Annotated in this window: 14 protein-coding genes; 2 read left to right on the forward strand and 12 right to left on the reverse strand. The window is 45.7% G+C overall.

Annotated elements, in window-relative coordinates; translation table 11 throughout:
* Positions 1–47: 47 nt before the first annotated feature.
* On the reverse strand, positions 48–935 hold the full coding sequence (htpX, locus tag METLIM_RS06075) for a zinc metalloprotease HtpX (protein ID WP_004077058.1): 888 nt from the start codon (positions 933–935) through the stop codon (positions 48–50).
* 140 nt (positions 936–1,075) lie between these two features.
* On the opposite strand from htpX, the gene METLIM_RS06080 reads away from it, so the two are divergent.
* Both METLIM_RS06080 and METLIM_RS06085 read left to right on the forward strand, forming a co-directional pair.
* Positions 1,076–1,840, forward strand: a complete 765-nt coding sequence (locus tag METLIM_RS06080; RefSeq protein WP_048146245.1) for a sulfide-dependent adenosine diphosphate thiazole synthase — start codon at positions 1,076–1,078, stop codon at positions 1,838–1,840.
* A 117-nt stretch (positions 1,841–1,957) separates the two neighbouring features.
* Positions 1,958–2,614, forward strand: coding sequence for a putative phosphothreonine lyase domain-containing protein (locus METLIM_RS06085; protein WP_004077060.1), 657 nt, complete (start codon positions 1,958–1,960; stop codon positions 2,612–2,614).
* Positions 2,615–2,684: 70 nt separating this feature from the next.
* Here METLIM_RS06085 and METLIM_RS16035 read toward each other — a convergent pair whose 3' ends face one another.
* The 11 genes from METLIM_RS16035 to METLIM_RS06135 form a co-directional block, all read right to left on the reverse strand.
* On the reverse strand, positions 2,685–2,831 hold the full coding sequence (locus tag METLIM_RS16035; protein WP_004077061.1) for a 50S ribosomal protein L40e: 147 nt from the start codon (positions 2,829–2,831) through the stop codon (positions 2,685–2,687).
* A gap of 78 nt (positions 2,832–2,909) precedes the next feature.
* Positions 2,910–3,470 (reverse strand): RdgB/HAM1 family non-canonical purine NTP pyrophosphatase, encoded by a 561-nt coding sequence (gene rdgB, locus METLIM_RS06090; RefSeq protein ID WP_004077062.1) that lies wholly within the window; start codon positions 3,468–3,470, stop codon positions 2,910–2,912.
* 106 nt (positions 3,471–3,576) lie between these two features.
* Positions 3,577–4,170, reverse strand: coding sequence for a GNAT family N-acetyltransferase (locus METLIM_RS06095; protein ID WP_004077063.1), 594 nt, complete (start codon positions 4,168–4,170; stop codon positions 3,577–3,579).
* Positions 4,171–4,246: 76 nt separating this feature from the next.
* Positions 4,247–5,530, reverse strand: a complete 1,284-nt coding sequence (locus tag METLIM_RS06100) for an APC family permease (RefSeq protein WP_004077064.1) — start codon at positions 5,528–5,530, stop codon at positions 4,247–4,249.
* 216 nt (positions 5,531–5,746) lie between these two features.
* Positions 5,747–9,937, reverse strand: a complete 4,191-nt coding sequence (locus tag METLIM_RS15470; protein WP_004077065.1) for a PAS domain S-box protein — start codon at positions 9,935–9,937, stop codon at positions 5,747–5,749.
* A 362-nt stretch (positions 9,938–10,299) separates the two neighbouring features.
* The gene (locus METLIM_RS06110) at positions 10,300–11,892 is read right to left on the reverse strand and encodes a bifunctional N(6)-L-threonylcarbamoyladenine synthase/serine/threonine protein kinase (protein ID WP_004077066.1); all 1,593 of its coding nucleotides are present in this window, start codon (positions 11,890–11,892) and stop codon (positions 10,300–10,302) included.
* Positions 11,893–11,897: 5 nt separating this feature from the next.
* Positions 11,898–12,050, reverse strand: coding sequence for a 30S ribosomal protein S27ae (locus METLIM_RS06115; RefSeq protein WP_004077067.1), 153 nt, complete (start codon positions 12,048–12,050; stop codon positions 11,898–11,900).
* 5 nt (positions 12,051–12,055) lie between these two features.
* Positions 12,056–12,361 carry a 30S ribosomal protein S24e gene (locus METLIM_RS06120; RefSeq protein WP_004077068.1) on the reverse strand — a complete coding sequence of 102 codons (306 nt, stop codon included), beginning with the start codon at positions 12,359–12,361 and terminating at the stop codon, positions 12,056–12,058.
* 41 nt (positions 12,362–12,402) lie between these two features.
* On the reverse strand, positions 12,403–12,909 hold the full coding sequence (locus METLIM_RS06125; RefSeq protein WP_004077069.1) for a GTP-dependent dephospho-CoA kinase family protein: 507 nt from the start codon (positions 12,907–12,909) through the stop codon (positions 12,403–12,405).
* A gap of 2 nt (positions 12,910–12,911) precedes the next feature.
* A complete protein-coding gene (gene spt4 / locus METLIM_RS06130) occupies positions 12,912–13,115 on the reverse strand; it encodes a transcription elongation factor subunit Spt4 (RefSeq protein WP_004077070.1) in 204 nt (67 codons plus the stop codon).
* Complete coding sequence (locus tag METLIM_RS06135) at positions 13,099–13,671, reverse strand: DNA-directed RNA polymerase (RefSeq protein WP_004077071.1); 573 nt, start codon at positions 13,669–13,671, stop codon at positions 13,099–13,101. Before METLIM_RS06135 ends, spt4 begins: the two co-directional genes overlap by 17 nt.
* Positions 13,672–13,680 lie beyond the last annotated feature (9 nt).

Here is a 13,680-nt window from a genome sequence, read left to right on the forward strand (position 1 = left end):
GCCCTGATAAAAAAATGTGAAAAGAAAAATAAAATTTTAAAGAGGTGTTAATAACCCCTTAATTCACTCTGAATTTTCTCAAGGGCCGCAATTCTCTTCTCAAGAGGAGGATGCGTTGCAAGAAGCTCAGTAATGCTCTTACCTGAAATTGCCGGAATGATATAGAATGCATTTGCACCCTCAATCTCCTGCTTCTTCTTCGGATTTACGTACTCCATCTTCCCGCTGATCTTCTTTAAAGCAGAAATTAAAGCTTCAGGCCTGCCTGTGATCATGGCAGCACCACGGTCAGCCGCAAACTCACGATATCTTGAGAGCATAAGCATCAGGAGAGTTGCCGCAATCCATACGACAATTGAAACAATCCAGATGATAATCCATGCACCATTGTTCTCCCTTCCGTCAAAGAGATTCATGAAGAGTGCATTCTGCATAATCATGGACGCAAGCATTGCAATAAAGCTCGCAACAGTCATCGTGAGAATATCCCTGTTCTTCACATGCGAAAGTTCGTGTGCAAGAACAGCCTCAAGCTCTTCCTTATTCAGCGTACTGACGATAGAGTCAGTCACAGCAACGACTGCATGGTTAGGGCTTCTTCCGGTTGCGAAAGCATTAGGAACAGGTGAAGGCATAACAGCAATCCTTGGCTTTGGCAGATTTGCCTCTGCACAGAGCTTTTCTATCATTGCATGGAGTTCAGGTTCTTCATCCTCGGCAACGATTCTTGATCTTGTGGTCGCAAGAACCAGCCTGTCAGAGAAGAAATACTGACCAAAGGCGAACAGAAATGCTATACCCACAAGCATATAGAAATATCCGGGGAAAAAGAAATTGAGGACTCCGATAAATACGAGATAAACCGCAAGGAGTAGTGCCCAGGTAACAAATACCCTGGCAGTAAGACCCCAGTCTCTCTTCCATTTTGTGATCATTAACTCATATAATACGCATCATAGGGATAAAAATATCGCGCATCCGGAAAGTTTCACAGTATAACTTTCCGGTTACACGGAAATTTTTAAAGACCTGTATAATAGAGATGAAAACAAAAGTGTATGAGAGTGAAAATAAGATGAAACTCGATGAAGTTGCTATATCAAGGGCTATAGTCTCAGAACAGAGCAAAGTCATGCTTGACTATTATGACCTTGACTGCGCCATAGTCGGAGCAGGACCGTCAGGGCTCACCTGCGCTGCAATGCTTGGAGAAGAAGGCCTTAAAGTAGGGGTAATCGAGAAGAAACTCTCTGTCGGCGGGGGTATGTGGGGCGGAGGAATGACATTTCCAAGAATTGTCGTCCAGGAAGAGGCACGCCGCCTTCTCGACCACTTTGGGATAAAATACAGGGAATATGAATCAGGCTATTTCGTCTCATCGTCCGTAGAGGCTGTCGCAAAGATAACATCAGCCGCATGTGACGCCGGCGCAGAATTCTTCAACCTGACCTATGTCGAAGATGTTGTGATAAAGGGCGATAACAGGATAAGCGGACTTGTAATCAACCAGACACCCATCCAGATGACCGGACTGCATATAGACCCCCTCACACTCGCCACAAAGGTAACAATAGACGCAACCGGACATGACTCGGTGGTTGCACACCTTGTAAGAGATAAAGGCGGCAGCGTAGAGATAAAGGGTGAAGGCTTCATGTGGGCCGACCGTGCAGAATCCAACATCCTCAGTCATACAAAAGAGATCTTCCCCGGACTCATCGTAACCGGAATGGCGGCAAACGCAGTCGGAGGAGAGACAAGAATGGGGCCGGTATTTGGCGGAATGCTACTTTCCGGAGAGAAAGCCGCGAAACTTGCAAAATCAGCGCTGAAAAAATAAGAGAGAAATCAAAATTTCTGAAACCTTTTTTTTTACCCGGAATAATCCAAAAAGCCTTTAGAGAATTCCGGTGACAAATAATAAATTTTTATTGTAATATCCGTGAATAAAGATATTATGACTGAAGAAGATGCCCCTGCAGACGCACTCAGGGAAGCCGCATATGGTATCTTTGAGATAATCCTGAATAAAGAGCTTAAGAGAAGAGGGAGTTATCTCTTTGACAGGGTCGAAAACGGAGAGGATTTTTCAGAGGACTTCAGGGAGATATTCTCAGATTTTTCAGCAGACTATCCAGACCTTGCCGGAGCGTTGAATAATGACCCGGCAGTTATAGACGGCATATACACAAAGATCTGCGAAGGTGAAGGGGTTCTTCCGACAAAGACAGAATTAATGTACTGGATAGTACAGGACAGGACAGGATACATACCCGCACCTGACGAAGACGAGAAGGCCGGAAAATGGCTCATATTCCTGGATAAAGATGAAACAGACGAAATGTGGGTGAAAATACGCAACGCAACATTAAAAGGTCTTCTTGGATTCTCAGCAAAGGTCAGCACAGCAAAGGAGAACCCGGATTCACGGGACGAACGGTTCGTGATATATGTCTATACACATGACTGGAGCAATGAAGAAGAGGTCATGAATATCCGGGAAGAACTGAAAAAACTTGGTGTAGAACAGCGCATTGGCTATAAAAGAAATATTGAAACATACCACGGCGAGTACAGCACTCCCGGGAAAAAAGTCACTTATTACAGCATTTAACCGGAATTCCAGCACAAAATATTCAGTTTTTTCTGAATATTAAAGCGTGCATAAAGCACGAAAAGAAATATTATCCTTTTCTTTCCTTTGATTTTGGTCTTAACTGAGACGAACCGCATTTGCGGCACTTGCTTGCGCGTATAGCGTTCCTAGCATTGCATGACATGCAAATTTTAACATTGAGGTTTCTTGCTTCTGCCTCTGCGAATCTTGCCATTTTGTAATACCCCTGAATATCAGTTCTATATACGTTGATGTCTGCAATATTAACATTTTGGATTATCACCCGTCAGGATCAGAAACCATATTCATACCTGAACCACTCAGAAAAAGCGAGAAGCGCCAGTCCCCTGTGAGAGATCTCCGACTTCTCCTCAAGCGGAATCTCAGCAAAAGTCCGGCCATCAACTTCAAATATCGGGTCATAGCCAAATCCGTCCTCACCCCTGCTGCATTCGGTAATTACTCCGTCAACACGCCCTCTAAAGAGCCTCTCAACATCCCCGTCCTTATAGGCAATGGCAGTCTCAAAATATGCACTTCTCTCAGATATACCGTCAAGAAGTTTAAGAACCCCCTCCATTCCGATCGTATCAAGAACATATGCAGCATATGCACCCGGAAAACCGTTCAGGGCAGAAATATAAAACCCGGTATCATCTACAATAACAGGTCCGCCCACCGCCTCATAAGCAGCCTCTGCCTTCAGGGCCGCAATCTTCCCGACATCATTGTCTCTGTACTCCGGAAGATCAAGTTTTACATGGGCAACATGCACCTGATCCCCGAAGAATGCTGCAACTTCCCTTGCCTTACCCGGATTTCCGGTGACCACCGTCAGATCAGCCTCAGTCATAATAACAGTAATTATTCAGTCTGAGTTATATTAGAGATACCCCTGCAGAATATCAGGTCAGAAAGAAGAGAGCAGGGAGAGGATGAGCAAAAAAATAACTCATAACCTACCCTGACCACTTTTCCGCGAGATAAACGAGATATCCGTCATCCAGAGAATCTTTTAACAGACCATATAGCACCTGGTCATAAAAGCCACCGCGTGCATGCCAGTAATTCTTTCTGCGCCCCTCAAATACAAAACCGCACCTCTCCATGATCTTCCATGAACGAAAATTCTCATAGACAGTGTCCCCGTTTAAGCGGTAAGCGCCGGCATATCTAAACGCATAATAAACCAGAAATTCACATGCCTCAGTGCCAAAACCCAGTCCCTGAAAGCCCTCGTCAATCTGGTACCCTATGAGATATGCACCCGGACTGAAGTCCACCGGAAGAATGGCACACTGTCCGGCAAATTCACCACTCTCCTTTGAACGGACTGTGAAAACCGGAGATTCAGGCACCCTGCCGTCAGAAAGGCTCAGAATTACTGATTCAATCAGGGGCGTAAAATAAGACTCTGTCACCTCATAACTGTTCGGACCAAAAAAAAGCCACCTGCATACCGACTCCTTTTCAAGCATCCGGCATATATCTCCGAGATCCTCAATAGCAATATATGAGACTGCTATCCTCTCACCAGACCATTCCTTCTTCATATCTCCGACTCCGGATAACCATTCAACAGTTAATAGTCAGAAAGGATAAAAATTACGGAGAAGGGAGAGATCCCGGTCACTCCACCCCGAAATATTTCGCACCCGCAAACGCACAAGCGGTGAGAAAAACCCCGGTTAAAAGGATGATGAAGTCCATCTGGAAGAGGAAAAAAAGGCACGCCGCAATACCCATAACAGGCATAAGGGGAAGTCTGCCAAAACTCAGAGGTACCTTAAAAGGTCTCCTTTTCTCCGGCATACTGAATCTTAATACAATAACTGAGGCATTGATGGCCGTAAATGTGAAATAAAGCGTAAAATTTGTAACAGAAGCAACATCCCTTATATTTCCGAATGACAGAAACAGAAGAGAGAGCGTCCCCGATACAAAAACAGCATAAGCAGGAGTCCTCGTCCTCTTATGCACGCGGGCAAGAAAACCCGGCAGGCGTCCTTCTTTCGCCATCCCGTAGATAATCCTCGATGATGAGAGAAGCATCAGAAGGACGGTATTTGCGGTTGCGAAAAGGGCAATGAGAGTAAAGACCTGATGGCCGCCGTCAAACACCTCACCGGCTATCATGGCAAAGGGGTTCTCTGAACCGGCAACTGCCTCCCAGCCGGAGATGCTCACAACCGTGACTGAGACAAGAACATAGAGCAGAATTGTCACAGAGAGCGCAATAATAAGACCTAAGGGTATAGTCCTCTCAGGGTCCTTCGTCTCCTCCGATAATTTAACAATCTCCTCAAAACCCTGGTACGCAAAAAATATCAGCGCCGCCGCCTGAAAGACACCGGCCATTCCAAGCGGCATATAGAAATAATCAACAGAACCGATATAGGGCAGACCTATCAGTATAATCCCGACAAGGCCGCCTGCCTCAATGAGAGTAAATACAATTGCAACCATGGCAGACTGCCTTATCCCGGCAAAGAGAAGCAGGGATAGAAGCAGAAGCAGAACAGATGAGATAAGGAGAACAGGCAGGTCAAAAATACCACGGAAATACCCGGAAAAACCAAGTGCAACGGTTGACGCACCGATAATTCCGGAGAGAATGACCATAATTCCGGTCATAAATGCAAGATTGCTGCCGAAAGAATGCTTAGTATATTCATATTCCGCACTTGCCCGCGGAAACATTGACGACAGTTCCATATATGAAAATCCGGTAAACGAGGCAATCAGGGCAGAGAATACAAAAGAGAGCCATAGTGCATTTCCGGCAGTAGCCGCCGCCTCACCGATAAGGGCATAAATACCTGCTCCAAGAATTACCCCGATTCCGGAAAGGACAACCTCCGGCAGTGAAAGTGTCCTCATAAGCTTCGTATCCCTCCTGCCATCACCTGTCATTTTAAAGAATCCACGCGTTAAAGATGATATAACCTTCCAGAGTTAAAAAATAGCGTGAAGCAGAGCAATGCCGGAAAAATAACGGACAAAAAATTCTTATTTTCAGCAGAACGAGATTTGGGTTTTCCGCTCAGGATGACTGCACATAACTGAACAGCGCAAAAACATGCGTTAAACTGACTTAATAATCAAACATGCGTTAAACTGACATAATAATCAATATTCTTCCGAATATCTCCATTTACCTTTGGGAACAGAGAACTCAAACCTTGCACCCTCACCATAAATGCCATTCTCCTCAACCAAAATTCCGGTAATATCCAGAATTTCCTTAGCCAGAAAAAGGCCAAGCCCTGTATTGCTGCCAACTCCTTTGTAAAAGATCTTACCTTTCATATCAGAAGGAACGCCGCAGCCGTCATCAGTATATATCACCTTACAGACCTCACCATCATCAGTACACCGGACTGAGACTTTTGAGACATTACCCCCGTGCCTCAGGGAATTGTCAAGGAGATTGAAGAATATCTTCTCAAACATAGGATCTGCCAGAACTTCCAGACGGCAGCAGAGATCAGAACTCACAACAGAGACAGAAGATATTCCGGCATTTAAACCCGCATTATCCAGCACAGTGCCGATATTCTGCCACTGCGGACTTTTAAGCCCCAGATCCTGATAGTCCTTCGTAAAGGATATCTGAGTTGTGACATCATTCACTGATTTTTCCATGAAATTCAGGTACTCAGTTACCTTCTCATCACCTTCGCACAATCCCTTAGCCATCTCAAGATAGATCAGCGTAGGAGTTATCCGGTTTAAGATATCATGCCTCGTTATGCTTGAGAGAAGATTCAGCTTTTTATTGGCCATCATAAGGGCAAGCTCACCCTCCTTTGATTCAGTGACGTCCTGGATAACACCTGCAAGATGTGTCGCAAAACCCTCATCATCCCTCTTTTTTGCCTTACCAAGAACCCTTATCCATCTCCATTCGCCACCGGCAGACAGAATCCTGTATTCACCGGAATAATAATCCTCACTGCCGTCAATAGTCAGCCTTAATTTATTTCTCCTCTCCTCCCGGTCTTCCGGATGAATAAGGGATTCCCACCAGGATAAATCAACAGTATTGCCGCAGGAGTATCCAAGTCCTGTAAGCAGGTTATGGTCCCAGACAACTTTATTTTCCCCGACCATATATTCCCAGACAAACAGTTCAGCGCTCTTCAGTGCAATGTCAAGCCTCTCCCCTGATTCACGCAGTTCCTCCTCGGCAATAATTCTTGAGAGTGTATTTCCGATGAGATCATTTACCGATTCGAGAATATCCTTTGAAAAGAGTGTGACTTCCGGTTCATCGCGTGAAAAGAGGAAATAGGCCCCGATAATTTCCGCACCGGCAACAATAGGAAGATAAGCGAAGGATTTAATACCCTCACGCCGGGAAACATCCTTCAGGTTCGGACTGATATCATCAAAAACACCATATACCGGTTTTTTATGTGCCAGACGACAAAAGCACGGACTTTCAGGGCAGATATAACTTACAGCTGATTTATATTCCCCGGAGATGCCTCTGTGCAGGGTCAGTGACAGTCCGCCGTTCAGCCTGTCACTCAGATAGAGCATACCCGAGTTCATCCCTGAATTACCCGTCAGACTCTCAAATATCATCTTCAGGGCATCCTGCAGGGAGGACGTTGCACTTAACTTCTCAGCAAGATTATGCTGAAACACCGTCCTTCTTTCTGACTGCCTGCTGCTGGTAACATTTCTGGTCATCTCAACGACTGATGAATATCCCCCTGAAGAATCCTTTATCGGGACAGACGTCTTATCCCAGTAACTGTCACCAACACCCGCAACACCCCTGTGAAAAATGGTCTTGTGTTTAATCTCACCGGAAACCATGGCTTTTAAGGCATTGCACTCATCGCAGACATTATCACAGCCCAGAAATGCTTCATAGCAGGTCTTACCGATAATATCCGGACTCAGCTTTTTTGCGGCAGCATTTGCCCACAATATCCTGAGTTCAGGATCTTTATGGACAACTACATCAGGAAGACTGTCGAGTATTGCCTTTAATTTATTCTCGCTCTCAAAGAGTTCCCTCTGAACCCTCTTCTGGGCGGTGATATCAATTAAATTGCAGACAACATTGCTGCTTCCCACAATACGTTCAAAAATTAAAAGAATGTCATGAATTCTGCCGGAGCGGTCCACAAACCTGAACTCGTAGGAATCATGGTAAAATTCCCCTCCTTTCGGCCTCCGGGAATATTTATCAAGCATAAGCCTGAGATCGTCCTCATGAACAAAATCAGTCCATCTCATCCTGCCTTCAACTTCAGCCCTGCTGTATCCGGATAATTTTTCATATCCGGAATTTACAAGGAGGAGGATATTATCAGGGCCGTAAATCACAGTTGCAGCCCCTGTGGAGTTAAACAGTGCCCGGTATCTGGCTTCAGAGTCCTTCAGAAGCTTTTCAGATTTCTTTCTCTCCGAAATCTCCCGGAATACAATTACGGCACCATTAATGGCCCCGTCAAAACCGATGAGAGGAGCACCGCTGTCATCAATAGGCCAGATCTCACCATTTTTCCCGGTGAGAACAGTATGATTTGCAAGTCCGACAACACGGCCTTCCCTGATCACCTTCTCAGCAGGACTTTCAACGACTTCCCCGGTATATTCATTGGTTATCCTGAAAATTTCACTTAGTGGCCTGTTCTTTGCTTCTTTAAGGGTCCATCCGGTCAGGTGCTCAGAGACCGGATTCATGTATGTTACATTGCAGTTGCGGTCAGTTGCAATAATCGCATCGCCAATGCTCTTTAAGACAGTCGAATTCCACTCATAACTCTCCTTAAGCTTCTTCCCCGACTTAATAATATCACTGATATCCCGGGATATAGTTGAAATACCGGTTATTTCACCGTCATCATCAGCAATCGGAGACATTGTGAGGGAAATATCAATAATAAGGCCGTCTTTCTTCCTCCTGCGGGCCGTATGGTGTTTTATTTTTTCCCCACGGCAGACACAGCCCATAACGGAGTCCAGGTCATCCTTATCCTCTTCCAAAACCAGTATACCGATATTCTTTCCAATAACTTCCTCTTCAGAATAGCCGAATATCTCTTCCGCACCTTTATTCCAGCTTGTTATGGTGCCGTCAGTGTTCTTGCTGATTATTGCATCATCTGCCGAATCAATTATCGAAGCAAGCCTCAGGCGGTAATCCTGTGCCTCTTTCTCTCTGGTGATGTCACGGAAGACGATCACTGAACCCCTGATATCTGAATTATTATCCCTGATTGGTGCTGCACTGTCCCCTATAATGTATTTTAAGCCGTCTTTTGATTCCAGCTGAATATTATCAGAGAGGTTCACTGTTTTACCGGAGTGAATCGCCTCACCTGCCGGATTAACAACCATATTGTTGTCTGAAAGGTCTGAAAGGCAGAATACGTCCGATATATGCATGCCCTTTGCATCCTCTTCCCTCCAGCCCGTAAGTTTCTCTGCAACACGGTTTATTGCAGTAATATTCTCATTCTCATCTGTAACTATCACACCGTCTCCGATCGATTTAAGGGTGACATCCAGATGCTCCTTTGCTGTTGCAAGAGAAGACTCTGCGTTCAGTTTAGCAGTAAGATCTTTTGAGAAGACAGCATATGAGGCAACATCACCGTATGAATCTGAGAGAGAACTGATTGTATTATTATAATATCTTTCGCCGGAGGATTCTTCATAGAAATACTGCCCGGAATCCTCCGGAAGAGAAGACAGAATTATCTCTTTCAGATTTTTAAGGCCGCAGGGCAGAGAGTCAAAGGCACTGGCGCCAAGAAGGGATTTCGGGTCTCTCCCAAACCTCTCTGCCATAAGCCTGTTTATTGCAAGTATCTCTCCTTCCGGAGAGATCAGCATCTCGGCCTCACTTGCAGCATTCAGGAGTGCAATCATCTGTTTCTTTCCGGCTTCGATCTCAGATTCAGCTTTCTTTCTTCTGACTGCCTGGCTTATTTTACTGGTAAGCTCGGCAAACTGGGCTTTCGGCTGACCACCCTTCTGGAGGTAAAAATCCGCACCATTGTTCAGGGCATCTATAACAACCTCTTCACGCCCTCTTCCGGTGAAGATAATAAACGGAATATCATTGCCTGTGGACCTGACTCTGCTTAAAAATTCAACACCGTTCATCTCAGGCATCTCATAGTCGGAGACAACTGCATCATAACTGTTGCCATATATTTTGTTCAGCCCCTCATCTGCTGAAGATGCTGTGTCAACCAGAAACTCTCCGGAATTTTCCAGATATATCTTAGTTGCCGTAAGGAGAATCTCTTCATCATCAACATAGAGAATATTAAACATATTATTTGCAGCCATCCGAATACCTGATATACATTTTAAAATCCGGAACATATATATATGGCGACACAGGACAAAAAAATAAAATAAATCCACAAATGAGAATTTAAAGATAATTTGAAATGAATGACGGGCATTTACTAACAGACGTGTACATTGGGCACAACAAATCAGCACAACATACCGGCATATTGATATCAACACTCTAAGCACGAAGAAATGTTTCTCACAATAAATCCCACATTCATCCGGACCGGTGAAACAGGCAGACTGGATAATACACCTGCACAAATAAACCCGTGTTAAGGCGGGTGCAGTAAGATATGAGAAAAACGGTATATAACTTAAAAATATATTGAGATAAGGAGAAGAGATGAACTTCAGTGGAGATAACGGCCCCGGAGCCTGATCTCCTCAACCCTCTCCAGAACTTCAGCAGCCTCTGCAAAACTCTCTTTATATCCGGTGCAGAAGGCATCCCTGAGTTCATTATGGTCAGGTGCAGTGCTCTCAAGTGTCTGGAAGAATACATGAAGATCAACCCCCCTTGACTCAATCTCTGATGATATAAACGCAAGACCAAAATCAATCAGAACACACCTTCCGTCATATTCCCGGACTATGATATTGGAAGTTGTCAGATCACCATGAATGATTCCGGCATTGTGGAGCCTGCCGACAATTCTTCCGGCATCCATGACATCTTCAACAGTAAGCGATTGCTTCAGCATGAGGCCGTTTATCTTCTCCATTACGATGGAGTCATGAGTGATGTCATAGATTACAGGTGTAGGGACACCTGACCTCCGGGAGAGCGAGATTAACCTGGCCTCTGCCTTTGTCCTCTCAGATATGAGCCTCTGATCAAGTGAAGGAGAGCGGTATCTCTTGGAGAGGCGCTTCTTAATCACATAATCACCCCTCTCACTGACAAGTGCCTCCGCACCCCGTGCAAAACCGTCAGAGAGCATATTGGCAGACCTGTATGGCAGATCCCCGGTATCCTTCCGCCATAAAACCTCCACCTCATCGGAGCGGAAGGACGGGTTTACAGCAGAATCTCTGACAGAAACAGTCTGGCCTGCCTCAAGCATGATCTTTCCGGTCAGAGCGATCATAGCACCGTTGTCCCCGATATACCGCCTCTCAGGGACAAAAAATTCAGCACCCCTCTCCTCACACATGGACTTTAACATCTCCCGGAGCCTTGTATTCGCACCCACACCTCCGACAAGCAAAACCTCATTCTTGCCGGCATGTGCAAGCGCCCTCTCGGTCACCTCAACGCACATTGCAAAGGCGCTCTCCTGAAAACCGGCACAGACATCCTCAATCGGGGCATTACAGCTTTTTGCGGCAGACATCAGGCCGGAAAAAGCAAGGTCCATACCCTTCACTGTATAGGGCAGATCAACAGGAGACCCTTCAAGTGCATATTTCTCAATTAACGGCCCTCCGGGGTGTGGCAGCCCTTTACTGCGTGCAAACTTGTCAAGGGCATTGCCAAGGCCGATATCAAGGGTCTCTCCAAATATCCTGTATCGTGATTTTAAAAAACCAAGTACCTGTGTATTCGCTCCGCTGGCATAGAGCACTATAGGGTCATCACAGCCGCACTGCCACCTGCCAATCTCAACATGCGCAACACAGTGATTGACACCGATCAGAGGCACACCAAGAGAGAGAGACAATGCCCTCGCAGCAGTACCGACTGTCCTCAGGCACGGACCAAGCCCTGGCCCCTGCGAGAAGGCAATACCGGAAATATCAGCCGGATTATGGCCCTCAAGGACTTTTGATATAACGTCCTTTAAAGCAGATGCGTGGTGCTGTGCAGCCTCGCGCGGATGAATACCACCGGTCGGCGGGCTGTATGGTTTTGAATGCAGAGAGAGTACATCCTCTCCAAAAATTGCGGCACTAAGGTTCCAGGCAGTCCCCTCAATACCCAGTATAAGCCCCGGTTCAGGCATTATTCTTATTTATTGAATTCTGTATATCCGCACTTGCCACAGGAGACACGGTCCCCGTGCTCAGCCATATAGACTCCGGGTCCGCAGCGCGGGCAGTTCTTCTTCTGCACCTCTGCCCTGTCACCCTCAACATTATAATATTTATAGCGGCTCACCATGATATTCAGGCCTCCTCTTCTGCCTCTGCCTCAGGTGCAGCGCTGTTGCGGCTGACCAGATAATCAAGCTCAGTTGACTTAAGAGCCTCTGCATCTGTATAAATACGTGCTTTTGCAATGATCTCCTGCTTACCGAATTCACTCTTAAGTGAATCAACGACACAGTTCGTCACCGGCACATTGCGCATTGCACAGAGTTTGCCGAGAATTTCTTTCCTTGAAGGTGTAGCGCCTTCATAATTAATTACAAAATCAAGCTCAGTGCGGTTAAGAAGCTTGTTTTCCTCTTCTTTTACGAATACAAAGTCCATCGATATCCCTCAGATATTGTCCGCAGATTTATTTAAACATATCAACCGGAAGAATCAGGAATATCCTTCTTAACAAACAGTGAAAAAAGCTCTTCTGCTACTTTTTTGGATTCGGAATCAACAACCCTGACAACAACCCCTTCACCAGGCTGACCATAAAAGACTGCCGAGCCTAAAGGTGCATACATCACCATCGGAATAACTGCAAGATCCTCCTCGCCAATAACATAGACAAGAACGGGAGGATTCTTTAGAGCTGAAAGAAGCACATTGATAAGCTCCTGTGTGATCGTCCCCGCAGGATTCTCAACCTCAACCAGTTCTGCCGGCAGAACCGGAGTTTTGGTGCAGATCTTTCTCATGGTTATGCCGTCAATAACTGCCACTTCAGGCACAACACCGTTTTTGGCGAGATTGTACGTTACAACATCCCCAACGGCATAGACCGGAGATTCACCTGAAAAATTCAGAGCCGAGACTATATCAGTAAAAAGCTCTCCAAAGGGCTCTTTAAACCTGCTGCGATGCTCTTCTGGAAGATACCACATATTCAGCGAACTTTAAGGGCATACCTTCCGGGCATGTCAATATTCATCTTTTTTGCAATGTCTGAGTTTTTGGGATCCACAATATACAGATAGCCCCCCCAGTCATCGCTGAGATTTGAACTGCCGCAGGTCACGCATGACTCACCGTCAACAACGTGGTGACAGTTGCGGCATACTTTAATGGATTTCTTATTGCGAGGAGCCATCCGCTATCTCTCCCTCAACCTCTTCCTTTAACCAGGCCTCAGTTCCAAGTCCCGCCTGCCTCATAGTGAGACCGATTTTGCTCTCCCTTGGGTCCCTTTCTGAGAGTGAGAGCGAGACTACACGTGCACGCAGACCGTCTCCGACTGCAATCTGCCTGCGGCTCTCCTGACAGACGAGCCTTCCGTTCTTCTCGTCATAATTTATGTACTCATCGGAAATCTGGCTGACATGGAGCATTGCATCAATCGGACCAAGAGAGACGAAAGCGCCAAAACTTGTGGTTTCAACAACCTCACCCTCAATTATCTCCTGCATTGAAAGCCTCATGACAACTGAATCAAATATTACAGAGTAGTAAACAGCGCCGTCACTGGGAATTATATCTCCCTCTCCGATCTCCTTAATCTCAGTTACTGCAATAAATATTCCAATATCCTTGTCTATACTGCCCTCAAGCTGTTTCTGAAGTTCATCCATAACAACAATTTCAAGGTCCTCACCAAGGCGGTCAGGGGGCACACGCACCTTATCCTCAAGCGTCATTCTAAAATACATATTTAATCT

Source organism: Methanoplanus limicola DSM 2279 (genome assembly GCF_000243255.1).
GTDB lineage: Archaea > Halobacteriota > Methanomicrobia > Methanomicrobiales > Methanomicrobiaceae > Methanoplanus > Methanoplanus limicola.

Excerpts from the sequence above, each read along its gene's own strand:
- METLIM_RS06100 (WP_004077064.1), bottom strand. The coding sequence starts at position 5,530 with ATGACAGGTGATGGCAGGAGGGATACGAAGCTTATGAGGACACTTTCA.
- htpX (WP_004077058.1), bottom strand. The coding sequence starts at position 935 with ATGATCACAAAATGGAAGAGAGACTGGGGTCTTACTGCCAGGGTATTT.
- METLIM_RS06110 (WP_004077066.1), bottom strand. The coding sequence starts at position 11,892 with ATGCCTGAACCGGGGCTTATACTGGGTATTGAGGGGACTGCCTGGAAC.
- METLIM_RS15470 (WP_004077065.1), bottom strand. The coding sequence starts at position 9,937 with ATGGCTGCAAATAATATGTTTAATATTCTCTATGTTGATGATGAAGAG.
- METLIM_RS06135 (WP_004077071.1), bottom strand. The coding sequence starts at position 13,671 with ATGTATTTTAGAATGACGCTTGAGGATAAGGTGCGTGTGCCCCCTGAC.
- spt4 (WP_004077070.1), bottom strand. The coding sequence starts at position 13,115 with ATGGCTCCTCGCAATAAGAAATCCATTAAAGTATGCCGCAACTGTCAC.
- METLIM_RS06115 (WP_004077067.1), bottom strand. The coding sequence starts at position 12,050 with ATGGTGAGCCGCTATAAATATTATAATGTTGAGGGTGACAGGGCAGAG.
- METLIM_RS06085 (WP_004077060.1), top strand. The coding sequence starts at position 1,958 with ATGACTGAAGAAGATGCCCCTGCAGACGCACTCAGGGAAGCCGCATAT.
- METLIM_RS06125 (WP_004077069.1), bottom strand. The coding sequence starts at position 12,909 with ATGTGGTATCTTCCAGAAGAGCATCGCAGCAGGTTTAAAGAGCCCTTT.
- METLIM_RS06080 (WP_048146245.1), top strand. The coding sequence starts at position 1,076 with ATGAAACTCGATGAAGTTGCTATATCAAGGGCTATAGTCTCAGAACAG.
- METLIM_RS06120 (WP_004077068.1), bottom strand. The coding sequence starts at position 12,361 with ATGGACTTTGTATTCGTAAAAGAAGAGGAAAACAAGCTTCTTAACCGC.
- METLIM_RS16035 (WP_004077061.1), bottom strand. The coding sequence starts at position 2,831 with ATGGCAAGATTCGCAGAGGCAGAAGCAAGAAACCTCAATGTTAAAATT.
- rdgB (WP_004077062.1), bottom strand. The coding sequence starts at position 3,470 with ATGACTGAGGCTGATCTGACGGTGGTCACCGGAAATCCGGGTAAGGCA.
- METLIM_RS06095 (WP_004077063.1), bottom strand. The coding sequence starts at position 4,170 with ATGAAGAAGGAATGGTCTGGTGAGAGGATAGCAGTCTCATATATTGCT.